A 26,335-nucleotide genomic window follows, 5' to 3' on the forward strand; every position below is an offset into this window, starting at 1 on the left:
TGGTTGAAAAGATAATTGTTGGAACACTACACTTCAAAAATGACCAAATCGAGTTCTTTGATTTTTGAAAAGGATTTGTCAGCAGTTATTAGTGGAATTCCAAATACTAAAGAAGTTGAGGCCACAATTGCATCCGGCAATTTGATGCTGTATTTTCTTCTTAAAAGAATGGTTTGTTCTTTTATCTTACTGCTCCATTCAACTAAAAAACAATCTTTTATAAGTGCAGTCAGTTTGGCTTCTTCCGATTTGGAAATTCCTGAAAAACCTAAAAGTTCAACCTTTGAAATAAAAGAAATTCCAAAATTATATTGTAAAAAAGGTTCAATTATTTCACGTCCTTCATGGACATATATTAGAAAATTGGTGTCAGCAACAAAATCAATCTTCATTTTTCCTTATTTCGATCTGGTATTCCAAGCCATCAAGATTTCTTTTCAATTTCCCGAAATGCTTAGACAGATTCCCAAGTTTCCTACCTTTCCCTAACTTCTCAGCAAGAATCTTTGAGAGCTGCTTCAAATTGTTTTTGTCGATAATTACAACCATAATTTAATTTTTGAGATAATCAAAATTAACAATATTTCCCAAACCAAAAAAGGAGCCTCTCGGCTCCTTTCTTTATAAATAGTATTTTAATCATTTGTTAGGCTTCTGCCTCGACATATTCCTCAACAGGAATACAGCTGCAAACCAAATTTCTGTCACCGAAGGCTGAATCGATTCTTCTGACGGTTGGCCAGAATTTATTCCCTTTCACATATGGCAACGGATACACTGCTTTTTCTCTTGAGTATGGGAAATCCCAATTATCTGCCAAAGCCAGTGCCGCTGTGTGCGGTGCATTTTTCAAGACGTTGTTTTCTTTGTCTGCGTTGCCGTCAGCAACTTCCTGGATTTCATGTCTGATGGCGATCATCGCATCGCAGAACCTGTCAAGTTCAGCCATAGTCTCAGACTCAGTCGGCTCGATCATCAAGGTTCCGGCCACAGGGAAAGAAACAGTAGGAGCATGGAATCCATAATCCATCAATCTTTTCGCAATGTCTTCTACCTCTACGCCAAATTCCTTGAAAGCCCTACAATCCAAAATCATCTCGTGAGCAGCCCTGCCATGAATCCCTGTATAAAGGATCGGATAATGCGCTTCAAGTCTGGCTTTGATATAGTTGGCATTTAGGATTGCGATTTTGGTAGCATTGGTCAGTCCTTCTCCTCCCATCATTGCGATGTAGGCATAGGAAATCGGAAGGATGCTTGCACTGCCAAAGGGTGCAGCGGATATCGCGTGGATTGCCTGGGTTCCCCCTGTTTCAACAACAGGATTTCCCGGAAGGAATGGCACCAATTGCTTGGCAACGCTGATTGGTCCCATTCCAGGGCCGCCACCACCGTGAGGGATACAGAATGTTTTGTGGAGATTCAAGTGACAGACATCTGCACCGATTCTGCCAGGGCTGGTAAGACCAACCTGCGCATTCATATTCGCTCCATCCATATATACCTGACCGCCATGGTCATGGATGATCTGGCAGATTTCTTGGATTGCCTCCTCAAATACCCCATGGGTAGAAGGATAAGTTACCATCAGTGCCGATAAATCATTGGAATGTTCTTCAGCTTTGGCTTTCAGGTCAGCGACATCGATGTTTCCTCTTTCGTCACATTTCACCAAAACAACCTTCATTCCTGCCATGACAGCAGAAGCAGGATTGGTACCATGGGCAGAAGTTGGGATCAAAGCGATGTTCCTGTGGTGATCGCCACGGCTGATGTGATAAGCTCTGATGACCATCAAACCTGCATATTCACCCTGAGCACCAGAGTTTGGCTGGAGAGAAGTATCTGCAAAACCTGTGATTTCAGTCAGCCAATTTCTAAGGTTTTGGAACATCTCATAATACCCTGCTGCCTGATCCTGTGGGCAGAAAGGATGTAATTGACCGAATTCAGGCCAAGTCACAGGGATCATTTCGGTAGTGGCGTTGAGTTTCATGGTACATGAACCCAAGGAAATCATCGAATGAACCAAGGAAAGATCTTTGTTTTCAAGCCTTTTGATATACCTGAGCATCTCGTGCTCTGAATGGTATTGGTTGAAAACCGGGTGAGTCAGGTATTCTGACTTCCTATTGATACCCTCAGGAAGGTTGATTTCCAGTCCTGCGACCAGTTCCTCCCAAGTTGATTTTATCTTTTGGTTGGTGGATTTTGCAAAAACCTCTACAAGTGTTTTGACATCCTTCAAAGTTTTGACCTCATCGAAAGAAAGCAGAATAGCACCTTCTTCGTACCTGAAATTCAATTCTGAAGAAACAGCAAATGCTTTGATTTTTGACTGCTGAACTGAATCGGTTTTTATTTTGATGGTGTCAAAATAGGTTTTGTTCGTCTGCTCAAAACCGATTTCTGCAAGTGCCTTGGCTGTCAACTGTGTTAAGCCATGTGTTCTCAAAGCGATTTCTTTCAATCCCTTTGGACCATGATAAACCGCATACATTCCTGCCATCACAGAAAGGAGAACTTGCGCCGTACAGATATTGGAAGTTGCTTTTTCTCTTTTGATATGTTGCTCACGGGTCTGAAGCGCCATTCTGTAGGCTTTGTTTCCGTCCTTATCTAATGAAACACCGATAATTCTACCAGGAACCTGTCTTTTATAAGCTTCTTTGGTAGCAAAAAAGGCTGCATGCGGACCGCCATAACCCATTGGGACACCCAATCTTTGGCTTGTTCCGACGACTACATCAGCGCCCATTTCCCCTGGAGGAGTCAATAAAGTCAAGCTCAATAAGTCAGAAGCAAAAGCCGTCAAAACATTGTTCTCTTTGGCAGCTGCAACCAGATCAGCATGGTTGATAACTTCCCCATCGAGGTTTGGATATTGGACCATTACCCCAAAAAGATTCGGATCAGTCAAGTCCAAAGTGGAAAGCGGTGCAATCACCAATTCGATTCCGATTGGGGCAGAACGGGTGATCAGCAAATCCCTAGTCTGAGGGAATATTTTTTCATCTACAAAGTAGGTGTGTGCATTTTTCTTTTCCTTCGACTTGGAAGCATAGAGCATCGTCATGGCTTCGGCAGCAGCAGTGGCTTCGTCAAGAAGGGAAGCATTTGCCATCTCCATTCCTGTCAGGTCCATGACCATTGTCTGGTAGTTGATCAACGCTTCCAAACGACCCTGAGCGATCTCTGCTTGGTAAGGAGTGTAAGCAGTATACCATCCCGGATTCTCAAGAATATTTCTCAAAATCACCCCAGGCACAATGGTATCATAATAACCCATCCCAATATAGGATTTGAAAATCCTGTTTTTGGATGCCAGTTTCTGAAACTCCTTTAGAAATCCTGCTTCGGATTTTGCCTCCGGAAGGTCCAATGGCCTCTCCAATTGGATGGATTTCGGGATCGTTTGGTCAATCAGTTCATTCAGGGTAGCCGCTCCGATTTTATTTAACATGACGGCAATTTCATCGGCTGAAGGGCCGTTGTGCCTATTTTCAAACTTGGTAGAGGGATTAAGATTAATCTTCATATCGATAAATAAGGGGGGATTTACTTGGGTTATATTCCGCTCGATTTTTGGTTGTGCAAAGGTAAGAATTATTGAATCATATTGAATTTCAAAGACAAAGAAATACGAGCTATTAACATCTGAATTGATAAACGGTTTTAATGTAATTCAAATTATTTCTATGTTTAATGCCTTAATTTGAATAGTCTCAAAAATAACTTATGAAAAAAAGAATTTGGATATCGGGAGCATTAAGCTTTTTGCTTTCCTTCAATCTATCTGCGCAAGACGCAGGAGTCGTAAAATATGCTTCAACAATTACCGCTTCTGACCTTGAAAAACACCTCACTTATTTGGCTTCCGATGAATTGGAAGGCAGAAACACCGGTGACAAAGGTCAAAAAATGGCAGCTGAATACCTTGTTGAATTTTATAAAGGTTTGGGTTTGGCAGGTCCTGTGGATGGATCATACCTACAGAAGTTCAACCTTGTATCTGTCTCCTATCCTGAAGTTACATTGACAGTTGGAAAACAAAAACTGGTAAACAATAAAGATTTCGTATTTCTTGGAGATGGAGACCTGAAAAAAGCTGCAAAAGTGGAATTGGTTTTCCTTGGTCTTGCCTCTGAGGAAAATATGAAGAAAGTAGATGTAAAAGGAAAATTGGTTGGGCTTTGGGCCATTGGTTCTCGGTCACAGACTGTAATCCAGGACATCATGAAAGCCGGTGCCGCAGGTATTGTCATCGTCACGATGGAAGGACAGGCAAACTTTGACAGAATTGCCAACAGGTATCAATCTCTCAGCGGAACGGGCAGGTTGGGTTTTGAAGAACCTACCAAGCAGGAACCTGTTTTCTTGGTGAGCAGCGATAAAATGGCGGCATTGTTTGACACCCCGGTGGAAACATTGAAAGAAGCTGCTAAAAACAATCCTGAATCCATCAAGGCACAGAAAGCGAGTTACCTTGTCAAAAAACAAAACAAAGTCGTGCCTACAGAAAATGTCATGGCCTACCTTGAAGGAACTGATAAAAAAGAAGAGGTTTTAGTCATTTCATCCCACTACGACCACGTCGGCATCAACAGCAAAGGCGAAATCAACAACGGTGCTGATGATGACGGTTCGGGAACAGTTTCAGTCATGGAAATTGCGGAAGCATTTGCAACGGCAGCCAAAGAAGGTAAAAAGCCACGAAGAAGTATCTTGTTCCTGAATGTAACAGGGGAAGAAAAAGGGTTGTTGGGTTCTGAATATTATTCTGAACACCCGATTTTCCCTTTGGCCAATACAGTCAACAACATCAACATTGACATGGTAGGCAGGATTGATTATGAATATCAAAATGCCGAGAACAAAGATTATGTCTATGTGATCGGTTCAGAGATGCTTTCCTCCCACCTGAAAGTCATCAATGAGTACAACAATATTACTTACACCAATTTGATCCTGGATTACAGGTACGATGCGGCAGACGACCCAAACAGGTTTTACTATAGATCTGACCACTATAATTTTGCAAAGCACAATATTCCTGTGATTTTCTTCTTCAATGGCGTTCACGATGATTACCATCAGCCTACAGATACTGTGGAGAAGATCGAATTTCCTTTGATGACCAAAAGGGCAAAGTTGATTTTCCATACCGCTTGGGATCTGGCCAACAGGGCTGAAAGAACACCTGTTGATGGAACAAACGACAGGTAGATATTTAATCAGATATTAATTGATATAGGATATTTATTGATATTGATTAAAATTCAACCCTTGATTATGCTTTTATAGGATTGAAATTTTTGCAAAAAAATCAAATAGCCATTCATTTCTTTGACTCAAAAAAGTTAGAGGAGTGAATGGCTTAATTATTAATAAGAACTTTTATCATTTTTCCATGTCTCAAAAATATCATAAAAAGGGTGCTATTGCGGAAAGCGAATGACAGGTAAAACCAACCTATATCACCTTCAATGGAAATGAATTATTTCTACCCAAAAATATTTTTAAATTGGATCTCTTATAGCATCCAATTAATTCAAAACTGATTTTGAATATGAAACTCCCCAAAATACCATTGATTCTCCTTCTTAGTTTTTTTCTAATTTCCTGTTCAGAAACTGATTCCCATAAACACCTCGATTACTCTGGTTGGGAAACTTTTGGAGGCACCAAAGACGCCGCACGTTACTCTTCCCTCGATCAGGTCAACAAAGAGAATGTCAAAAATCTGGAAGTAGCATGGACCTATAATACCTCAGATTCTACAGCCCGGTCTCAAATCCAATGCCAGCCAATTGTAGCGAATGGAATTCTTTACGCCACTAGTCCGCAATTGAATGTTTTTGCCTTGGATGCCGCCTCAGGCAAATTACTTTGGCGGTTCAATCCCTATCAGTTGCTAGGAGGCGAAAATTCTTGGGCCGGAACCAACAGAGGCGTGACCTATTGGGAAGAAGGTGAAGACCGGCGAATAATTTTTTCTGCGGGTAATTGGCTGATGGCTCTGAATGCCGATGACGGAAGACCAATCCCCACTTTTGGAGAAGGTGGAAAAGTGGATTTACAAAAGGATCTTGATACAGATTTGAAAGAATTTTTGATTGTTTCCAATACACCGGGAGTGGTGTATAAAGACAAATTGATCTTGGGCATGCGCCTTTCGGAAGGATTGGATGCTGCACCCGGACACGTTCGCGCATACAACATCAAAACCGGAAAAAGAGAATGGATTTTCCATACCATCCCTCATCCAGGAGAATTTGGCAATGATACATGGCAGGAAGAATACCGGGAGTTGATCGGTGGAGCTAACAACTGGGCGGGAATGAGTCTGGATGAAGAAAGAGGAATCGTCTATGTCCCAACAGGTTCAGCAACCTATGATTTTTGGGGAGGATACCGACACGGGCAAAACCTTTTTGCCAATTCGCTTGTCGCTTTGGATGCAAACACCGGACAGCGGATCTGGCATTTTCAGGCCGTTCACCATGATATCTGGGACAGGGATTTCCCTGCCAATCCTAATCTGATCAGAATCAAAAAAGACGGGAATTGGATAGATGCCATCGCCCAAACATCCAAACAGGGATATATTTATGCCTTTGATAGGGTTACCGGCGAACCCATTTGGCCTATCGAGGAAAGGGAAGTTCCCCAATCTGAAATCCCCGGTGACCAAAGTTGGCCCACCCAACCGCATCCCACTTTGCCTGAACCTTATATGAGGATGGTATATGAGGAAAAAGACATCCTGAACCTTACCCCCGAGTGGGAACAGGATATCCGAAAAAAGCTCGAAAATGTCAAATATGGCCACATGTGGCTACCGCCGAGCCAAGATCACGGCATTGTACTTTTTCCCGGAATGGACGGAGGCGCAGAATGGGGAGGCTCTTCTTTTGATCCTTTTACACAAACCATGTATGTCAATGCCAATCAGATCCCTTGGGTGATCCGGATGACTGCCAACCCAAAGTTTGAAAATGTAGGTCAAGGTATTTACGTAAACTATTGTGCCAACTGTCATGGGATGTCTCTTAAAGGAAATCCTCCGACTGTGCCCTCCATAGAAAACCTTAAGGACAAATTCTCCAAAGATTCACTTGCCAACTTGATCAGAAACGGAAAAGGAGCTATGCCGGCATTTGCCCATATTCAAGAAAGTGAAAGGAGATTATTGGTAGATTATCTATTAGGCTTAGAGCAATATGCTAATGCTGAAAAGAAAGAACTTGAAGGCGGAAAAGAAAGACTCAACCCTCAATACTATATGAATGGTTATTCAAGGCTTTTGACTGAGGACGGTTATCCCGGAATCAATCCACCTTGGGGTACACTTACGGCCATTGACATGAATACAGGAAGAATCAAATGGCAATCGGTCTTGGGTGAATTTGACGAACTGACAGCAAAAGGGATTCCACCTACCGGCACGGAAAATTACGGAGGACCCGTCACAACAGCAGGTGGACTGGTTTTCATCGCCGCGACCAAAGATGAGAAAATCAGGGCATTTGACAAGAATACCGGAGCAGTCCTTTGGGAAGCCAAACTCCCCGCTGCCGGACATGCAACTCCTGCAGTCTATATGAAAAACGGTAAACAATACATTGTCATTGCATGTGGCGGCGGAAAAGGAACAAAGTCAGGAGATGCTTATGTAGCATTTTCTTTGCCCAATACAAATCAACAATAATTAAAAGAAGCATACTCCTATGAAAATCGCAGTTTTAGGATCAGGGTTCATTGCAAGATTTTATGCCGAATCACTCCATGCCCAAAGGAGAAAGGATTATATTCATATGGTGTATTCACGAAACCGGGTTAATGCGGCGAAGTTTGCGGAGGATTATCAGCTCAGCTTTTTCACCTTTGATATGTGGGAAGCTATTTCCCATCCCGAGACGGAAGTTGTACTGATTGCTTTGCCCAATCACCTTCATTTGGAAGCAGTCCTCGCATGTGCAAAGGCAAAAAAAGCCGTTTTGTGTACAAAACCTCTGGGAAGAAATGCCAAAGAAGCCAAGGAGATGTTGGATGCTGTGGAAGATGCAGGGATTTTTGCGGGTTATTTGGAAGACCTGTGCTACACACCAAAGTTCCTCAAATCTGTAAAAAGCATCGAAGATGGGAACATTGGCAGGGTTCTCTGGACCAAATCAAGGGAGACCCATCCGGGACCTCACAGCGATTGGTTTTGGGATAAGGAAAAATCAGGAGGCGGTGCCATCATAGACCTTGGCTGCCATTGTGTGGAGATAGGCAGGAATTTTATAGGAAAAGAAATTAGACCACTCGAAGTAATGTGTTGGGCAGATACCCAAGTGCACCCGATAGAAGCGGAAGACCACGCCATCGGTTTGGTCAAATATAACAATGGTGCCATCGGCCAATTTGAAGTTAGCTGGACATTTAGAGGAGGAATGGATTTGAGGGATGAAGTGATGGGAACAGAAGGTACTATATGGCTCAACAGTTTTTTGCGGACAGGTTTTGAGATGTTTACCACCGGGAAGGGAAACAGCTATGTAGCTGAAAAAGCGGAGTCAAACTCAGGTTGGCTCTTTCCTGTCGGCGATGAAGCGCACGAACTTGGCTATCCCCATATGTTTACTGATATGTTTGATTCCATGGAAAAAGGAATTCCTCCAAGGGAGACTTTTTATGATGGGTACATTGTCAATGCCATTTTGGACGCTGCATTTCTTTCTGCCAAAACCAAAAAATGGGAAGCTGTAATTATTGAGGACTGGCGCGGAGAGCAAGCAAGTGCTATATCCGAAAAATTTCAGGATTTTGACGAGTATCATTTCCTGATCAAAAAAGAAATCCTCCCTTCAGGAGTCAGCAAACTGATTTTGAAACACAAAATAACCGGTGAGGTGACCCAAAGGGAGGAGTAATTTATTTTTTGCCTAATAGGGTTTTTACCCCTTCCAACAACTGCTTGAATCCTTCTTTGAAATGTTCTTTGGATTCAGAGATGTTAGGCTCAAATTCTTCTTTCTTTTCTTGGTACAATTGCTCAACTTTTTCTTTGCCTTTTTTGAACTCAGCTTCCAAAGTCGTCCTTTTTTCTTTCAGGTCATCAATCTTTTTTTCAATCTCAACTTTGGCCTCTCCGCCGGCTTGAGTTCCTTTTTCAATTAATTCCTCTATTTTAGTACCTATATCCCGAAGAATAGATTCTACTTCTTCAAATCCTGATTTTTTGGCTTCCATAATGGTGTTGTTTGATTAAATATAAAAAATACAATGGTCTCGAATATACTAACTAAGCTACAAACTACCAGCAAACTCAAGTATAATTTGTTTGAAATGACAGAGGCTCTTTTTCAGGATCTAGAAAAAATTTGCGGTCAACTGGCAATTGAAATCTATGAGGCAAATAAGGGGGAAACCCCTGTTCCCATCAAAGTGGAAAGGACAAATCCATTTGAATTTATTTTCAGGATCGGAGGAGATGTGCTTATTTTCATCCTACAGAGCAATATCGTCAGGCTTCCTGACGAAAACTATCTCAGCAAATCAAAGTATTTGAAAGATGATGTGACACTAAGGTATTTTGGACAGATTCTCATTTATAATTTCTTGAGTGACACCGTTGATTTTGGCAGGCTTGAAGACCCCGGATACTTGATAGGCAGGGTACTTTTGAATCGGGAAAATAAATTCTTTTTAGAAGGAGACAGAAAGATCGTTTTCAATTTTCCCGAACTGAAGGAAAACATAGTTAGTCCTGAGAAAATGCGTGAATTTGTCGAACAACTCGTGGTTTCTGCATTGGAAAATGACCTCTTGGCGCCGTCATTTACTGATATCATGTTGATCACTTATCAGCAAAAAATCGAGCATACCTCAGGGTTGGGAAATCCTCAAAAAATAGGATTTGATTTCTTTGCCAAAAACAAAGACATTGGCTAATTATTCCTCGACAGCGTCCACCGAATGGGTCTGCTTTTCATAGAGTTCACCATAAACTCCCTTGAGATTCAAAAGGTATTCATGAGACCCCTGCTCGACCATTTTCCCATCATCCAGCACAATGATTTTATCAGCCAGTTTAGCGGAAGAAACCCGATGAGAAATGATGATGGACGTTCTGTTTTCCATGATCTTTTTAAGTGAATTCAAAATCGCGTTTTCTGTTTTGGTGTCTACAGCCGAAAGACAGTCGTCAAGCAACAAAATGCTCGGTTCTTTTGCAATAGCTCTCGCGATAGAAACCCTTTGCTTTTGTCCACCTGAAAGCGTAATACCTCTTTCTCCTAGCTTGGTCTCGAATCCCTGCGGAAAATCGATGATATTGTCATATACATCAGCGTCTTTTGCGGCTTGTTCCACTTTGCCCTCAGCAATTGTATCCAGTCCAAATCCTATATTATTGGCAATGCTGTCACTAAAAAGAAAAACATCCTGCGGTACATAGCCAATCTGTCTTCTCAGGGATGCTACGTCATAGGTTTTGATGTCTTTTTTGTCTATCAAAATCTTGCCTTCAGTCACATCATACATTCTCATGAGGAGGTTGGCAATGGTAGATTTACCTGAACCTGTGGTACCTATGATAGCTAAGGATTCGCCTGAATCAATGGAAAAACTGACCTTATCCAAAGCTTTAATCCCAGAATCTGGGTAAACGAAGCTTACATTCTTGACTTCAATGTCGCCTTTGATTTCATCGATAAGGTAATCCGTGCTGAGGATGTCATTTTTTTCATCCATAAATTCATTGATCCTCGTCTGGGAGGCAGCCGCACGCTGGATGATACTCGTCACCCATCCCAAAGAGGTCACAGGCCATGTCAGGATATTGACATAAAGAATAAATTCAGCGATGACGCCGTAACCAATAGTCCCCTCAATAACTTGCATTCCTCCTACATAAACAGTGATCAAGGTACTGATTCCTATCAATCCCATAATCAAAGGAAAAAACAGAGAATTGACCAAGGCCAAATCGATGGACTTGTCCTTATATTCTTCACTTGCTTTGGTAAATTGGGCAGTACTGTCCTCCTCCCTTACGAATGCTTTGATCACCCTGATTCCCGAAAATGCTTCCTGAACAAAAGTACTCAGTCCGGAAAGACTTCTCTGGATTCTTTCAGACCTTTCGTTGATGAGGTTGTTGACATAATATATACTGATGGAAAGGATCGGCAATGGCAACAAAGAATAGATAGTCAATTCTACATTGACTGTCAGCATATAGCCGATTACCATTGGAAATAAAAACAATAGCGTCATACCATACATGATAGCCGGACCAAGATACATCCTTACCCTGCTGACATCTTCCGTGATCCTTGCCATCAGGTCACCGGTGCTGTTTTTGCGGTAAAAACTCAGCGGAAGCTTTTGGTAGTGTTCGAAGATTTCATTCTTCATATCATACTCGACGAGTCTCGACATGATGATGATTGTCTGACGGATCAGAAAAAGGAAAAAACCCCTTAAAAGCGCCATTACCAAAATCAAAACTCCAAAAATAAGGATGAAATTCATGAACTGACCCCGGGCAACAGAGGCCAATTCCCCATCTGCAAATACCCGATAAAAGGCAAAACTCTCCACCACATAATCTATGGCAATTCTTACAAGCTGGGCGGGAATAATTACAAAAACATTGGAAATGATGGTAAATAAAATTCCCATCAGGAGATATCCCTTATATTTTACAAAATATTTATTAAGGCGCCAAAGTGATTTCACGAAAGAAAAATTTTTAAAACTCTTGATTTGTTTTATAATACTCTTTTAATTGCGTTAGAAAACCTCATTCAAAATATATAATTTTGTCCCGCGTTTTCAAACACCAATCCCAAATATAACACAATATAAAATTCCAAGTTCAAATGCTAGAGATTAAAACTGAGGAAAAAGTGAGGGAAGGCTCCATATATGGACAGATCACCTCTCTCGGCCATGAGCAGCTAGTCGTATGCTACGACGAACCGACAGGCTTAAAAGCAATCATTGCCATACATAATACTGTATTGGGACCGGCACTCGGCGGCACAAGGATGTGGAATTATACTTCCGAGGCTGAAGCCATTACAGATGTCTTGCGCTTATCCAGAGGCATGACCTTCAAAGCGGCCATTTCAGGACTCAATATCGGCGGAGGGAAAGCGGTGTTGATCGGAGATCCAAAGTTGAAAAACGAAGCCTATCTCAGGAGATTCGGTAAGTTTATAAACAGCCTCGGAGGCAGATATATTACTGCGGAAGATGTCAATATGAAAACCAGCGATATGGAATATATCGCCATGGAGACTAAATATGTGACAGGTTTGCCTGAGGTTAGAGGTGGAGGTGGTGACCCATCACCCGTCACGGCATATGGCACTTATTTGGGTATGAAGTCTGCTGCAAAAAAAGCTTACGGTTCAGACAGCCTTACAGGAAAAAAGATCATTGTTCAGGGAATTGGCCAGGTGGGCAAATACTTGGTAGAATACCTAGTCAAAGAAAATGCACATGTTTTCATCACAGATATTTTTGAAGACAGGCTAAAGCAAGTATCCAAAGATACCGGAGCTACAGTCGTGGACCCAAATGTGATTTATGATTTGGAAATGGACATATATGCCCCATGTGCCTTGGGAGCGACTGTCAATGACCAGACAATTGACAGGTTAAAATGCCAGGTAATTGCTGGTGCCGCCAACAACCAACTTCAGGACGAAGCTGTACATGGAAAAATGCTTTTGGAAAAAGGGATTACTTATGCACCGGATTTCTTGATCAATGCTGGCGGATTGATCAATGTCTATGCGGAATTTGTAGGAGGATACAACAGAGACCTCACCTATAAGCATGCAGAAAAAATCTATGATATCTGTACCTCCATTTTGGACAAATCAGAAAAAGAAAATATTCCATCACAACAGGCTGCAACAGAAATGGCTTGGAACAGGATTGAAGCCATCGGCAAAGTAAAATTGCCATATTGATAAACTTCTATTAAAAGCCACCTGATTTTTCAAAATTTGAACTGAATCAGGTGGTTTTTTGTATTCTTGAAAGGTTTAAGTGCCATTCATTCCTTAACCTTCCCCAAATTGAATTATATTTACGTTCTTTTATTTCAGGTATGTTAAACAGACGAATACTTAGGGTCAAGGCTTTTCAAAACCTTTATGCCTACGAACAGTGCAGGGCTTCCAATTTCAATCTCGCAAAAGACCAAATCAAAGATGCCTTTTTGCCTGATCTTAACAGTATGGAAGTGCAGGACAAAAATTTACTTAAAAAAGAGTCCGCGATCAGCACAGAGATTTTTATCAACAACCTGAACAGCGACAAACTGACCTCAAAAAGCGATACCAATGAAAGAATTCTAAAAGAGGCGAGACGCGCCATCAACTTTTACCATTCTTCAAACAAAAAGGATTTCGATTTTTTGTCAAAAAACATGATCGCGTCGGCCGAGAGATTACCACAACTCTACCTGTATTCGATCGAACTTCTCCTTGCATTTACAGACCATGTTGCAAGTGAAGCTGAGAAGAAAAAGAAATATGCAACAGATAAAATACTACCTACTGAAGGTGATCTGAATTTTGCAAAAAATAAAATACTCCAAAAAATCAGAAATTCTGCCGAATATAAATCTGCCGTCACGAGACAGCATGTTGATATCGGCGAACTCGAATTGGAGATCAAAGAATGGTTTAGAGATTATATCAAGCCTCTGGAATCATATCAAAACTATATCAAAATCTCAGATCCGACTTTAGAGGATGATTTTGAGATAGCTGATGAGATTTTGAAGAAGGTCATTTTTAAAACAGATGCGGTTTTGAATTTCTTTTCAGAAAAAGATTTTAATTGGACGGAAAACAAGTCTATCGTAAGAAGCTTGGCATCAAAAGTGCTTAAAAACGTCAAAGATCACTACGATTCCGCCGGAGAAGTGCTTCCAGAAATCGCCATCAACTGGGAAGATGACAAGGAATTTTTCCAAAATATCTTTAACTTGACCGTCGAAAATGACGAAATCAATAAAGAATTAATATCCAAAAGAACACAAAACTGGGATATTGAAAGGGTAGCCCAAACGGATAAAATCATCATTTCGATGGCGCTTACAGAAATGAAAAATTTTCCGAGTATTCCCGTCAAAGTGAGTATCAACGAATACATTGACATTTCAAAAACCTACAGTACCCCAAAAAGCAAACAATTTGTAAACGGACTTTTGGACGTTTTGTCAAAGGAATTAACAGAATCCGGAGAAATCCGTAAGAGTGGAAGAGGACTATTGGACAACAAATAAAAATATCATAACAATGAGCAAAAATTCTAACGCATGGATTGCATTACTTGTCGGGACTGGCATTGGTGCAGCATTAGGGATTTTGTTTGCTCCCGATACAGGCAAAAACACGAGGGACAAACTTTCCTATCAGCTTTTTAAATACAAGGAAGAATTGGAAAAATTGATCAATGATTTGATTGATGGAAAAAATCTTCCGTTCAACGAAGCAAAATCAGAAGGAAACAAAGTAATTTCGGATGCTAAAAACAAAGCCGAGAACTTACTCAGTGACGTCAATAAACTTATCGAACAAATCAATAGAGAAGCTAATTAACCCTAATTTATTATGAAATATTTCAGATTATCAGCCCTGACACTTGCAGTAGCTTTGTTAGCTGCAAGTTGCGAAACAAAAAAAGACGACCAATCAGACAAGATCGCAGCATTAGAGCAAAAACTTGCAAAACTAGAAGCAGCACAACCTGCAGTTCCTACGAATGTAGCTGCTGTTGCTGATGCTGACCCAAGCTCTTTAGGCCAATTTGGTTTTTCAGAAATGGAATATGACTTCGGTACTATCAATGAAGGAAAAGTAGTAGAACACGTATTCAAATTTACAAATGAAGGGCAAGCACCCTTGGTGATTTCTAACATCACTGCTTCCTGCGGCTGTACCAGCCCTGATTGGACTAAAACTCCTGTGAAACCAGGTGAAGAAGGTTTTGTCAAAGTGGTATTCAATTCTACCGCCAAATCGGGAACCCAGGCACCTACTGTCACCATTCAGGCAAATACAAACCCTAATGTGACAAGATTGAGATTGAAAGGAAATGTAACTCCAAAAATGGCAAGCGCAAGCCCTAACCAATTGGGTCCTGTAAAAAAATAAGCTATGAACAACCAGATTTTATTGCAGTCGTTTTTGAGTTCTGAGATCATGGGACAGGTTTTCCTCTTCGGATCAATCATCCTGATCATGTATTTTTTTATGATCAGACCTCAGCAAAAAAAACAAAAAGAGACCAAAAATTTCATTGATTCAATCAAAAAAGGAGATACTGCTGTCACTATCGGAGGAATCCACGGAAAAATTTATTCCATCGAAGGCGACACCGTAACCCTGGAACTTGATAAAGGAATGAAATTAAAGGTTGAAAAATCTGCTATTTCAGCTGATTTTACCAAAAAAGCCACCGGCACCAAATAACAATTATCTTGGCCAAGCTTAAAAAAATCCTAACCAATCTTAATCCTCAAAAGATTGCAAATATGAAAGTGGCGGCGCTGTGTTTTTTAGCAGCCGCCACTTTTTGGGTTTTAAACGCACTCAACAAAGATAATTACAACACAGTGGTGGATTATCCGATCGAAATTGTTTTCGATGAAACTGAGTTTATGCCCGTCGAGAAATTGCCGGAACAAATCAAAATCGAGATCAACGGAAATGGTTGGGATCTTTTAAGAAAGTACTTCAGGATCAATGAAAGCCCGTTTTTGATAGAAATAAATAATCCTTCCACCAAAAATTATATCCTGACATCTGAACTCAGAAGAAGTCTGGCTGAGAATCTCAACCCTTCAGTTTTGGTGTCGATGGTTTCAGATACCATCAAATTCAATATTGATAAGGTTGTCACCCGAAAAGTAAAAATAGAAATCGACACAACAGCCAGCACCTTGGCTCAGAATTTCAGACTTGGGAGTACCATAAGTATAGATCCTCCTTTTGTGGATATCAAAGGCCCCACTTCCGTACTTCAGGAATTGGATGGGGTTTTGAAAGTAAAATTGGGGGAAGACAAAATCACCAAAGATTTTAACAAGCTCATCCCTTTGACTCTTCCTTCCGCATATACTGATTTTCTCACCTTGGAGGAAGAGAGTGTTCAAGTCAAATTTGATGTTTTTCAAATGCTTGAAGGCAATAAGAGGTTGAAAATAAAAATGCTCAATTTCCCAAAAAATGTAGGTTTAGCCCAAGAACCATCCAATATCATCATGTCATACATGATTGATGAAAGGAAAGTCGGTGAACTTAACAATTACGAATTTGAGGCTGTTTTGAATTACAGCAACCGAGACCGAGAGGATAGCACTATTTTCATCGAAGTTAGGCCAAAACCATCATTTTTGGAAAAAATCAAATTTGAGCCTGAAGTATTGAAACTCAAGTATGACAAGCCATAAATCCATCTTGGTAGGAATTACAGGAGGAATCGGTTCGGGAAAATCCACCGTAGCCAGGATTTTTTCTATTTTAGGAATCCCAATCTATTATGCTGATGACCGTGCCAAGTGGTTGATGGCCAATGATCCTGATTTAAAAAAACAGATCCAAGTAAACTTCGGTAATGAAAGCTATTCGGAAGAAGGCGTCCTCAACAGGGCATTTTTAGCTTCAAAGGTTTTTTCTGATGAGGAAAAAGTAAAAACTATCAACGGCTTGGTTCATCCAGCAGTCAGGGCTGATTTTGAAACATGGGCTTATGCCCAAAAATCACCTTATGTTCTCAAAGAAGCCGCTTTGCTTTTCGAAACCGGTTCCTACAAAGACCTTGACAAGGTGATCAATGTATCCTCGCCGATACGGATCCGCATTTCCAGGGTTTTGATGCGAGACCCTCACAGAAATGAAAAACAGGTAAATGACATCATTGACAAACAACTTCCTGACGAGGAAAAAAACAAACTGGCAGACTTTGTAATTAAAAATACCGACAATAAGCTGCTGATTCCCCAAGTTTTGGAAATCCATAAGCAACTTATGAAGGTTTGATTTTTTTACAGATTCAAACAGATAATTGAATCTGATCGAGGTAAAATTTCATGCGGGTATGCTGGTGGTCCAAAAAATCGATCTTATCGATCTTATCCAATTTATGATTATAGAAAACTTCAATATACTCATCTTCAAGAAGGTATAGATTCACTTTGTGCGTATAGTACCTTATGCCAACCACAAAAGTCCCTTCAGCATAGAGCGTCTGGATTTTTTTGTGAAGGGGCAATATTTTAAAATCTTCTTTACTCATTTTTTAATCTGGCCAATTCCATTTCAGAAGCAATATAGCCAAAAGCCGACCAATATCCAGAATCGATGACTTTTTCAAAAATGGATTTTGCTTTGGCAGTATCTCCCTGAGATAGGTAAAAATTGCCCAATCCGTACCCCTGTGTCACATATTGGAGTTTTTGATCTTCAGATTCAGTCCCCACATCCATTAGGTCTTCAGGGTTTAGCTGACCTTTGTACATCAAAATCCTTTTATAATAAGCATCATTTTCAATGATCTTCATGTTGGTATTTACAGCTTTGATGAGACTTTGGGCTTCCTTGGTTTTCCCCAATTTCATCAGCGTCATATAATACCAATCCAATGTAGCCACTATCAGGTCGTCATTGTCCGAGACTTCAAGGCATTGTTTGTATGCATCAAGTGCTTTTTCCCAATCATTCAAAAGGTAATAGGCCAAACCAAGGTGATACCATACATTGAACTGTCCATTTGACAATGGTATATTCAATTTGTTAGGCATTCCATCCTGTTCGATTTGAAGAGGAAGGTCTTTCATCAATTCGCCTGCTTCCAAAAAATCAACTAATGCTCTTTCAAATTCCCTGATAGAAATAAACCTGTGACCACGGTGCCTCAGGGGTTCAAAAGATTCAGGAAATTGCTTGGCTGCCTTGCTGAAGGTCCGGATAGCAAGGTCATATCTTCCAAGATATGCTTCCCTCCTGCCGATCCAGATCAGGTTTTCGAGGCTGGGATCTTCTCCAAACAAAGATTCCGCTTCAACCAATTTGTTGATTTGCTCACTTTGGGAAACAGAATCAATCTCTGTAAACAATGAATCCCCAAGCAGTCCAACTCCCTGAAAAACTTTGGTTTCGGGTAAAATTTCTTTGTTGTAGGTTACTTTATTTTCCTTTTCCTTTTGGACACAGGAAATAAATAAAAGAGTCAAGATTCCGAAAAAAACGATTTTCTTTAACATATGAATCAAATTTTAAAGCTTGAAAAACCTTTGAAAGCAAGAAATAGGAATGTATTATTGAATTTAAAATATTTCGATTACAAATGGGTAGAAATCCTAAAGAAAAATTGAGGTTCTTTTCACATCAAATATTGGGGTTGATTTTTTGTCTTTTCCTTTTTGGCGCATGCTCTTCGAGCAAAAACCTCCGAAAACAAAATGTAAATAAAGTTGTCGAAACGGCTAGAAGCTACCGAGGCACACCATACCGCTATGGCGGCACCACCAGATCAGGGATGGATTGTTCGGCATTGGTTTATCACGCATTTTACAGTGTAGGAGTCACTATGCCCCGTAACTCAGAAGCCCAGAGTAAAGAGGGAAAAAAAGTTCCGGACAAAAGTCTGGAAAAAGGTGATGTTCTTTTCTTTGCCACAGGAAAGAAAAAAAACAAAGTGACCCATGCCGGAATTGTCACCGATACCTCCAAAGGAAATATCATTTTTATTCATTCCTCCACCTCGCTTGGCGTCACAGAAGACAATCTCAGCCAATCCTATTGGACTAAAGCGTTTTTATTTGGGAGGAGGATTTTTTAGGTTGCTTATTGAGTTAAATAGGTATTGATTGATTGTCTAGGATTACTGTGTTACCTGTACAAAAAAAAACACAGGCTCCATTTCTGAAACCTGTTGTAGACTACTAACTAATCGAAACATCCATTATCCTGCTTTTACCAATGCATACTCAAAAGATGGCTTTCCCCTTTCTCCATCTTTGGTCAGCGCTAAGAATCTTATTTTGTAATAGTTACCCTTGACATCTTTGAGAATATAATACCTGTCATTTCTGATGGAAGGTGCTGAAGTGGGTCCTCCGCCCGAGCGCCAACTTGACCCGATGGAAAGTCTATTTTCAGAATTCAGGGTCAGGTTGGAAAGGTTTTGTTCAGCGAAGTTTTCAAAACCAATTTCTGATTCCAAAACCTGGACTACACTGACGCCGCCATAGGAATTGTGGTAAACCAAATCCTGAAAGTAATAAGCTAAAGTACCATTTAAAGCTTGAGGGAAAGGAGTGGAAGAAGTGCCCGCAGTCCAGACAAAATCCCAATTTTGCTTTTCAGGCTCCACTGTCACTATTCCACTTTCAAAGGAAAAGTAAACTAGATTGAGACTTGGGTTTTTGGAAATCTCAATAGAAGAAAAATTGGCAGAAGAGATATCTGCATGTTGCAAAACATACTTTCCATCTTTTTCTAATATCCGAATTTTTTTCCAAGGCCTTACATCCGCTCCACTGCTTCCCCTGTTCAGAATATAAACTTTGTTTTCTGCATCAATCGAGGAGATGGCCTTGATGACAGGCGAAGAAAGAGGATTTTCCACATGGTCTACATAGAGTATACTATTCATATTGGTGAAAGTCAATTCAAGTTGACCTTCAGTCCTTAGCGGCTCTGCCTGTATTTCACCGACTGCATTGATATCAGAAGAGGTGGTTTCATATGCCATGGCACCGGTGGTTCCATTGATCAACACTTTGAAATCCGAACTTGTGTCAAAGGCCAAGTCCCAATTTTTTCTTGCTACGGCCAACTGTTCTTCGCTTCGAAGGCTGACAAACACCATATTGGGAAAAGTGGCGCCTCCGCCGTTGATCTCGATTAGACCTTCTTCAACAGCCGGAAGGTCGACAATAGGTTCTTCTTTAGGCTCGCAGGAAACTATACTTCCTGTCACCATTATCGCTGCTAAACTGCTGGCTAATGATTGTAATCTGCTCATATTAATTGTGATTTGAATTTGTTTATTGTGAAAATCTGTAAGTCAATCCTAAGAAGTAAGATCGCCCATAGCCGACAGGCCTTTGTGGGCCACCTCCATGACCACCACTTACACCTGACGTGCTTTGGATATCAGTAATATCCATGATGTTCCTTGCACCAAAATTGACTGAAAGGTCGTTTCCGATGGGCTTTCTAAATGTGAGGTCAATCCAATGAAACCCATCCAACTTGATTTCATTTGGAATTTGATTTCCGTTCAAATCAGTGGCCATCTCAAAGCCCGGTAAGGCCCCTGTCCATTTATAAAAAACATTGACATGGGTTTTGATCAAAGGAATCAAGTAAGAAACTGTCGTATTGACTTCTGTCGTAAAGAGCATCTCCGGAATGCCTGCCTGTTCTGCGGAAAGCTGGTTATATCTTCCTATCCTGGAAATACCCAATTCTCCGGAAAAGCTTCCAAAAGCAATTTTCTGATTGAGCATCAAACCGACGGTTCGAAATGACGCTATATTAAAGAGTGTGGTAATTCTTGGATCATTGGGATCTACACCAAAGGAAATTCTATCGGAAACCTCATTGTAAAAACCACTCAAAACTACCTTCTCGAAAATGCTTCCTGTTTCTTCCTTTTGGAAGTTAAGGGAACCGTTAAAGCTATGGGAGGTCTCAGCCTTTAGGCTTGGGTTTCCAATGATTGAATGGCTAGCGTCAAAGAAATCAAAATACAATTCTCTAATAGATGGTGCCCTGAAACCTCTTGCATAGGCCAACCTTAGATCCCAACTTTGAGAAAGTACAAATTTCGAATTGATTGATGGGATTACAGGAGGTGCTTGGTAGGCCGAATTATAAGCTTTTCTCAATCCAGGTCTGAATTTGATTTTGTCGGTAGGAGACCATTCCCCTGTCAGGAACGCTGCATAATCTTGGATACCTTCATTCTCACTGATTCTTTCACCCGAACCTCTTTCGGTATTGATATCTATTCCTGGCTGAAGATTGAGTTTTGGGGAAATCAGCAAAAGACCCAAAACCCGCCAAGTAAACCCTGAGTAGGAAATCGCAGCCTGAGAATCGGGTGCAGCTGAGAGATTGGATTGATTAGTCCGGACATTGGTGACCCAAGTCTCCGTCCTTCGTCCATAATCTGTGTATGCCCCTTGCCAAGAAAGTTTGAAAGTCGGTGACAAATCCCATTTCCCATTGAGCCGGTGCATCCACCTCGTGGTTATGAAATTTCTGTCGATCACCTCCAGCCTGTTTTCCGGACCATAAGAAGTGATGGTTTCGCTCAATATGTCCAAGGCATAATCTATGTCAAAACCTTTGAAGCTTGTGCCAACAAAGAAATTTCCCATATCCTGATCTCTCGGTAGCCATTCAAATTGCCTTCCTGTGTACTTACCTTTCCAACCACCGAACCTGTTTTGGGTAAATCCCCCACCGATTTTCCATGGTTTTTTAAAAGTATAGCTCCCTGAAATGTTTCGGATGTGGTTACCATTTCCTGCCAAAGGGCTGTAGGATTCTCCCACTGTCTCTTCCTGAACCCTTGCCTGAATAGAAAAACCTGATACTTGCTTGGGGTTTTTGGTGATGATATTGATCACACCTGCCAAAGCATCTGCGCCGTACACCACAGACATGGGGCCTTCAATGATTTCTATTTTTTCGATGGTATTGATGTCAATTTGATTGATATTGACTTCATTGGAAACTCCCTGTCTACCGACCATTGGTACCCCGTCAATCAGGATTTTTACATTCTGTCCTGACATTCCCATCATTTCAAGGTTGCTGGTGCCGAGTGCATTGTCTTGGGAAAACCGGATTCCCAGTTCAGTATTGAGTACTTCCTGAAGATTATTGGCCGCCCGGTTTTGAATAGTAAGCTTTTCGATGGACCTGACTTGGTAGACGGAATTTTTGACAGATTCCATATTGATATTTCCTGTTACCACGACTTCATTGAGTTCAGATACTGCCTCTTTCAATTCAATCCTAATGGTAGCTTCGTTTTGGTTTAGACTATAAATCACCGGATCAAACCCTACAGCAGAGATTTTGATGTTCTGATTTTGGGAATGAGGTTCAAATGAAAAAGCTCCCTCAGCATTGGCAATTGTCCCTTTCCCATCGGAAAAAAGCACAGATGCAAAAGGAACCGGCCTACCCTTTTGATCTACAACAAAGCCTTTGATCTCCTTACCTGCCAACACATGATGAAAAGAAAAGAGTAGGGCAAACAGTAGAATCCAGTTCTTAATTTTATTTAGATTAATTCTATTCATTAGAGGAAAATTTTTTAGGCGGGGAGAATTCCCCACCCAAGAGGTTTTATAAGCAATCAATAAGCTGCTTCCAAGCATCCAACTGTGGGATTCCCGGCTTTCTCAATCCAAAAAACTGAGCGATCATTTCACCTTCTTTGTCAAATAGCTCCAAAGATGAAACCAATCCATCCGAGGTGTTTTTGTGCACTACATAGGCAGATTCAATGATTTCTTCATTGAGGTGCATATTGAAATCAGGATCCATCACGTTGAGCCAATTACCCATCTGACGGATAGTCCTCACCTTCCCCTGATGGATCTGGATATTGCCTTTATTGCCTGCGAAAATCATGATCGGCATTTTTTCTGCCGAAGCAGTTTCTACTATTTTCCTCGCAGAAAGCCTGTCCACTTCGTAGGCCCATTTGTCATTGATCCACTTCACGGCATCAAGTCGATGGACATTGTACTTTCTCAGCATACCAAAAAAATCATGGGTATCTTTCATGTTTTCCCAGTCATAGGTAAAAGCTTCCATATCAATTTTTTTGGCGAATTCAGGTTTGGGATAAGCTTCCAATTCCAATTCCATACTTTGGTCTTCACTTTTGAAATCAACCTGGATTTGATCATAAGCGTCGAGATTACTTTTTTCCTGCAAGAAAATTTTCAATACAGCATCTCCTGCTTTGTCAAAAAACTGAAAGCTTTTCATGGTTCCCCTTGGGCTATGGTTGATAACGGCAAAACCAAATTTCCAGCCGCTGAAAAAAATCCGCTGTTCGATTGGACCGATCACAGTGGCTACCTGATTGGGGGCATGTCCCATTAAATCTATTTTTTGGAAATTTCCTTTGTGCTCAAGGACACAACCTTCATTGCGTGTCAAGGCCATCACTTTCCCAAGGCTTTTACAGGCAATCATGATTTCAGCAAAATTTTGATTGAGCCTCACCGCACCTGTACCAATGGTGGAAGCGATCAATTCAGCTTCAGAAACACCCAGCCTTTGGGCCGCATCTCTTGACCGAATTTGAGGATTTTGTTTTTTGAGGTCTTCCCATGCTTCTTTCAAAGAAGCTACTGAGGAAAATTGCAAGGTGGATTCCATAGTTTATGCAAGTTTGATTTCTAAATGGTTTTGAATGAATGGGATACTTTGAATGATCATGGGATTTTTATCGGATCCTGAGAATACCTGAATTGGATGCTCAAAAACTTGTTCCAATTGAGCTGATGTCATCACCTCGTTTACCGGACCCTGATGGATAATACTCCCTTTTTTGAGGAGGATAATCTTATCGGCATAATTGGCAGCGAGGTTGAGGTCATGGAGAATTGCGAGTACTCCGATGTTTCTTTTTTTGATTTTGTGGATGATCCTCAATACATGGTGCTGTAATGCTATATCCATGCTCGATGTAGGTTCGTCCAATAGCAGGTACCTTGAAAAAGGCTTCTTGTCCCAGATCTGAGTCAAAACTCTAGCGAGCTGCACCCTTTGTTTTTCACCTCCCGAAAGATCTCCGTAGAGTTTTTCCTTCAGGTGCAAGGTTTGGGTTTCTTCCATCACTTCTTCGACGAGGTCAGGCCGATAAGAATTCCCGCTCGCCAATAAGCCCAATTCGACAACTTCCAAGGCTTTGAATGGAAAAGATAAAGAGCTGTGCTGAGGCATCACTGCCCGGACAAGGGCTAGGTTTTTTGCAGAAAAACCACTGATCGGAAAACCGTTATATACCACTTTACCATATTTGCAGGGAATCTCTCCAGCCAATACTTTAAACAATGTGGATTTACCTGCTCCATTTGGACCGAGGATAACTGTGAGTTCCCCCGGTGCAAGCGAAATACTTGCCTTGTTTATGATCGGCATGCTGCGGATGCAGAAATGTATGTCTTGGGCTTGTAACATATCAGGATCTTATTTTTTTAACATTGATAATGAGCCAGATAAAAAATGGGGCACCGATGATGGCTGTGATGATTCCGATGGGCATCTCTGAAGGCATGACTATGGTTCGCGCCAATAAATCCGCGAAAGTCAATAAAAATGCTCCGAGCAGTAAAGATCCTGGAAGTACCAACCTATGGTCGGCGCCAAACATCATTCTGATGAGATGGGGAACAATCAGTCCGACAAATCCAATCGTTCCCGTAAAGGCGACAGCTGTTCCTACGATCATCGCACTCGAAAAGAGCAGGATATATTTCACTTTTTGGACATCTACCCCCATGTGAAAAGCTTCATTTTCGCCGATTGAAAGGGCATTGAGGTTTTTGAACTGAGAAAGGACCAACATGACTGGACCGGAAATCAGCAAGAAGGAAATCCCAACTTTGCTCCAATTGGCTCCACCTACATCTCCCAAGCTCCAAAATGTAAAATTCCTCAATGCCGCATCATCGGCATAGAAAATCACCAAACCTATCAGTGCCCCCGATAGTGCATTCAAGGCAACACCTGCGAGAATCAATAAAGAAATGTCTGTCTTACCAGTCGTACTCCCCATTTTGTACACCAACAGAGTATTGATCAGGCCTCCAAGGAAAGCAAAAAGTGGTAAGCCAATTCCCCCGAAATAACCTAAAAATGGAAGGCTACTGCCAAACACAATAAATACTACCGCAAACAATGCCCCTCCACTACTGATTCCAATCAAGCCAGGCTCGACCAAAGGGTTTCTGAACAATCCCTGCAAAGCAGCCCCGGTCACTCCTAACCCTCCTCCAACCAAAACCGCCATCATTATTCTTGGAAGGCGAATTTGAAGGAGCACATTGTATTCTTGTTGGCTATAATCAATAAATCCTAATCCCAAGGTATCTGCCAAAATCCCTAAAACATGGCTTATTGGAATATGGAATGCACCTATCGACAAGGACAAAACAGACACTGATGCCAAAGCGATACCCATCAATCCAAGGACTAGATTTTGGTATTTTGTTTTGCGGTATGTGAGTGTCTGTATCAATGCCACTTATTTTCTGACAGCTTTTGCGAGTTCCAAAGCGGCTTTTCCTACTCTTGGGCCAAAACCGGAAAGGTATTGGCCATCCATAGAAATAATTTGATTCTTCCTGAAGGCGGAGGTGTTTTCAATTCCTCTGATATTCTTCACCCCATCCATACCTCCGATAGATTGGATTCCTGATTCAAAAAAGAGGAGGAAATCAGGATTCATAGCCACCAAAGCCTCTGGAGTAAGGGGAATAAATTCGTTAAAACCTTTTCCGACATAATTTATCCCTGCCATATTACCCATTGACTCAGCAAAAGTCTCTTCGCCTGCCACAAAGACCATTTCCATTCCTCTTGCCATGACAAATGCCATGCTTGGTTTGGAAGTTTGGGATTGAAGGTAATTCCCTAATTCTTTCATATCAGCTTCAATTGAAGCCTTTATTTCATTTCCTTTTTCAGGAACTTCAAGGAAGTCGGCGATTTCAGTCACAATTTTATAGGTTCCAGAAATATCCTTGGGTTTTTCAAAAAACCGGATTTGAAGCCCTGCAGCTATCAATTGATTGACTACGTCCGGAGACATATAACCTTCCTCTGCTAATATCAAGTCCGGACCCAATGCCAAAATCCCTTCCGCTTTGATTTGATTGCGGTAACCTATTGAGGGCAAAGCCTGCATTTTGGCCGGATAGGTAGAAGTAATATCAGTGGCTATAATATCATCACCGAAACCCAATTCATTGACCACTTCTGTAACGGTACCTCCTGCAGTGATTATTTTATATTCTTTTGTCACTGCTTCAGGCCTTTTTTCAGAACATCCGAAGAGTATTATTCCAAAAAGGAAAAGACTTATTTTTCTTGTCATTATTTAGATTAATTTAAAATAACATGACAAATATCAGTCTATTTGGATTTAATCCAAATTAATTTTGATTGATAATTTCTATTAAAAACTGAAAACTATTATCCCATTAATAGATTGGTGATTTGATAGTCCCCCTCTATTGGTCCGTCAGTTCAGAAAAAATACCTTTCAATAGGAA

At 41.0% G+C, this 26,335-nt stretch carries 24 protein-coding genes; 12 read left to right on the forward strand and 12 right to left on the reverse strand.

Annotated elements, in window-relative coordinates; all coding sequences use genetic code 11:
* Positions 1-26: 26 nt before the first annotated feature.
* Together NU887_RS08520 and gcvP are read right to left on the reverse strand one after the other, a co-directional pair.
* Positions 27-392, reverse strand: coding sequence for a type II toxin-antitoxin system VapC family toxin (locus NU887_RS08520; RefSeq protein WP_258422939.1), 366 nt, complete (start codon positions 390-392; stop codon positions 27-29).
* 254 nt (positions 393-646) lie between these two features.
* Positions 647-3,538: an aminomethyl-transferring glycine dehydrogenase gene (gcvP, locus tag NU887_RS08525; protein ID WP_258422940.1), complete on the reverse strand. Its 2,892-nt coding sequence runs from the start codon at positions 3,536-3,538 to the stop codon at positions 647-649.
* A gap of 200 nt (positions 3,539-3,738) precedes the next feature.
* Between gcvP and NU887_RS08530 the strand changes: the two genes are divergently transcribed.
* From NU887_RS08530 to NU887_RS08540, 3 genes are all read left to right on the forward strand, one after another.
* Positions 3,739-5,226, forward strand: coding sequence for a M28 family peptidase (locus tag NU887_RS08530; protein WP_258422941.1), 1,488 nt, complete (start codon positions 3,739-3,741; stop codon positions 5,224-5,226).
* Positions 5,227-5,569: 343 nt separating this feature from the next.
* On the forward strand, positions 5,570-7,711 hold the full coding sequence (locus tag NU887_RS08535) for an outer membrane protein assembly factor BamB family protein (RefSeq protein WP_258422942.1): 2,142 nt from the start codon (positions 5,570-5,572) through the stop codon (positions 7,709-7,711).
* A 19-nt stretch (positions 7,712-7,730) separates the two neighbouring features.
* A complete protein-coding gene (locus tag NU887_RS08540) occupies positions 7,731-8,918 on the forward strand; it encodes a Gfo/Idh/MocA family protein (RefSeq protein ID WP_258422943.1) in 1,188 nt (395 codons plus the stop codon).
* A 1-nt stretch (position 8,919) separates the two neighbouring features.
* On the opposite strand, the gene NU887_RS08545 is transcribed toward NU887_RS08540, so the two are convergent.
* Entirely contained in the window at positions 8,920-9,237 is a 318-nt protein-coding gene (locus tag NU887_RS08545) for a sll1863 family stress response protein (RefSeq protein ID WP_258422944.1), read from the reverse strand.
* Positions 9,238-9,333: 96 nt separating this feature from the next.
* Here NU887_RS08545 and NU887_RS08550 point away from each other — a divergent pair, with 96 nt between their 5' ends.
* Positions 9,334-9,939, forward strand: a complete 606-nt coding sequence (locus tag NU887_RS08550; RefSeq protein ID WP_258422945.1) for a hypothetical protein — start codon at positions 9,334-9,336, stop codon at positions 9,937-9,939.
* Here the strand turns inward: NU887_RS08550 and NU887_RS08555 are convergent, their stop codons facing one another.
* On the reverse strand, positions 9,940-11,730 hold the full coding sequence (locus NU887_RS08555; protein WP_258422946.1) for an ABC transporter ATP-binding protein: 1,791 nt from the start codon (positions 11,728-11,730) through the stop codon (positions 9,940-9,942). It abuts the gene before it with no gap.
* Between the two features lie 143 nt (positions 11,731-11,873).
* Between NU887_RS08555 and NU887_RS08560 the strand changes: the two genes are divergently transcribed.
* The 7 genes from NU887_RS08560 to coaE all read left to right on the forward strand — a co-directional run bounded on the left by NU887_RS08560 (position 11,874) and on the right by coaE (position 17,057).
* Positions 11,874-12,974: a Glu/Leu/Phe/Val family dehydrogenase gene (locus tag NU887_RS08560; protein ID WP_258422947.1), complete on the forward strand. Its 1,101-nt coding sequence runs from the start codon at positions 11,874-11,876 to the stop codon at positions 12,972-12,974.
* A gap of 140 nt (positions 12,975-13,114) precedes the next feature.
* Positions 13,115-14,299, forward strand: coding sequence for a transcription antitermination factor NusB (nusB, locus tag NU887_RS08565; RefSeq protein WP_258422948.1), 1,185 nt, complete (start codon positions 13,115-13,117; stop codon positions 14,297-14,299).
* A 13-nt stretch (positions 14,300-14,312) separates the two neighbouring features.
* Positions 14,313-14,615, forward strand: coding sequence for a YtxH domain-containing protein (locus NU887_RS08570; protein WP_241124258.1), 303 nt, complete (start codon positions 14,313-14,315; stop codon positions 14,613-14,615).
* 12 nt (positions 14,616-14,627) lie between these two features.
* Entirely contained in the window at positions 14,628-15,170 is a 543-nt protein-coding gene (locus tag NU887_RS08575) for a DUF1573 domain-containing protein (RefSeq protein WP_258422949.1), read from the forward strand.
* A gap of 3 nt (positions 15,171-15,173) precedes the next feature.
* Positions 15,174-15,488, forward strand: a complete 315-nt coding sequence (yajC, locus tag NU887_RS08580; RefSeq protein ID WP_258422950.1) for a preprotein translocase subunit YajC — start codon at positions 15,174-15,176, stop codon at positions 15,486-15,488.
* 8 nt (positions 15,489-15,496) lie between these two features.
* Positions 15,497-16,468 (forward strand): YbbR-like domain-containing protein, encoded by a 972-nt coding sequence (locus tag NU887_RS08585; RefSeq protein WP_258422951.1) that lies wholly within the window; start codon positions 15,497-15,499, stop codon positions 16,466-16,468.
* Entirely contained in the window at positions 16,455-17,057 is a 603-nt protein-coding gene (gene coaE / locus NU887_RS08590; protein WP_258422952.1) for a dephospho-CoA kinase, read from the forward strand. The genes NU887_RS08585 and coaE overlap by 14 nt, the downstream gene beginning before the upstream one ends.
* Positions 17,058-17,070: 13 nt before the next feature.
* On the opposite strand, the gene NU887_RS08595 is transcribed toward coaE, so the two are convergent.
* Both NU887_RS08595 and NU887_RS08600 read right to left on the reverse strand, forming a co-directional pair.
* Entirely contained in the window at positions 17,071-17,313 is a 243-nt protein-coding gene (locus NU887_RS08595; protein WP_258422953.1) for a hypothetical protein, read from the reverse strand.
* Complete coding sequence (locus tag NU887_RS08600) at positions 17,306-18,280, reverse strand: tetratricopeptide repeat protein (protein ID WP_258422954.1); 975 nt, start codon at positions 18,278-18,280, stop codon at positions 17,306-17,308. Before NU887_RS08600 ends, NU887_RS08595 begins: the two co-directional genes overlap by 8 nt.
* A gap of 83 nt (positions 18,281-18,363) precedes the next feature.
* On the opposite strand from NU887_RS08600, the gene NU887_RS08605 reads away from it, so the two are divergent.
* On the forward strand, positions 18,364-18,858 hold the full coding sequence (locus tag NU887_RS08605) for a C40 family peptidase (protein WP_258422955.1): 495 nt from the start codon (positions 18,364-18,366) through the stop codon (positions 18,856-18,858).
* Positions 18,859-18,981: 123 nt separating this feature from the next.
* Here NU887_RS08605 and NU887_RS08610 read toward each other — a convergent pair whose 3' ends face one another.
* From NU887_RS08610 to NU887_RS08635, 6 genes are read right to left on the reverse strand one after another with little or no spacing between them, the layout of a single operon-like run.
* On the reverse strand, positions 18,982-20,046 hold the full coding sequence (locus NU887_RS08610) for an HmuY family protein (RefSeq protein WP_258422956.1): 1,065 nt from the start codon (positions 20,044-20,046) through the stop codon (positions 18,982-18,984).
* A 22-nt stretch (positions 20,047-20,068) separates the two neighbouring features.
* The gene (locus tag NU887_RS08615) at positions 20,069-22,342 is read right to left on the reverse strand and encodes a TonB-dependent receptor (protein ID WP_258422957.1); all 2,274 of its coding nucleotides are present in this window, start codon (positions 22,340-22,342) and stop codon (positions 20,069-20,071) included.
* Between the two features lie 46 nt (positions 22,343-22,388).
* Positions 22,389-23,435, reverse strand: coding sequence for a hemin-degrading factor (locus NU887_RS08620; RefSeq protein ID WP_258422958.1), 1,047 nt, complete (start codon positions 23,433-23,435; stop codon positions 22,389-22,391).
* A 3-nt stretch (positions 23,436-23,438) separates the two neighbouring features.
* Complete coding sequence (locus tag NU887_RS08625; RefSeq protein ID WP_258422959.1) at positions 23,439-24,239, reverse strand: heme ABC transporter ATP-binding protein; 801 nt, start codon at positions 24,237-24,239, stop codon at positions 23,439-23,441.
* A gap of 1 nt (position 24,240) precedes the next feature.
* Complete coding sequence (locus NU887_RS08630) at positions 24,241-25,299, reverse strand: FecCD family ABC transporter permease (RefSeq protein ID WP_476727039.1); 1,059 nt, start codon at positions 25,297-25,299, stop codon at positions 24,241-24,243.
* Between the two features lie 6 nt (positions 25,300-25,305).
* Complete coding sequence (locus NU887_RS08635; RefSeq protein WP_258422960.1) at positions 25,306-26,157, reverse strand: heme/hemin ABC transporter substrate-binding protein; 852 nt, start codon at positions 26,155-26,157, stop codon at positions 25,306-25,308.
* Between the last annotated feature and the right edge of the window lie 178 nt (positions 26,158-26,335).

The organism is Aquiflexum gelatinilyticum (assembly GCF_024741135.1).
Classification (GTDB): Bacteria; Bacteroidota; Bacteroidia; order Cytophagales; family Cyclobacteriaceae; genus Cognataquiflexum; species Cognataquiflexum gelatinilyticum.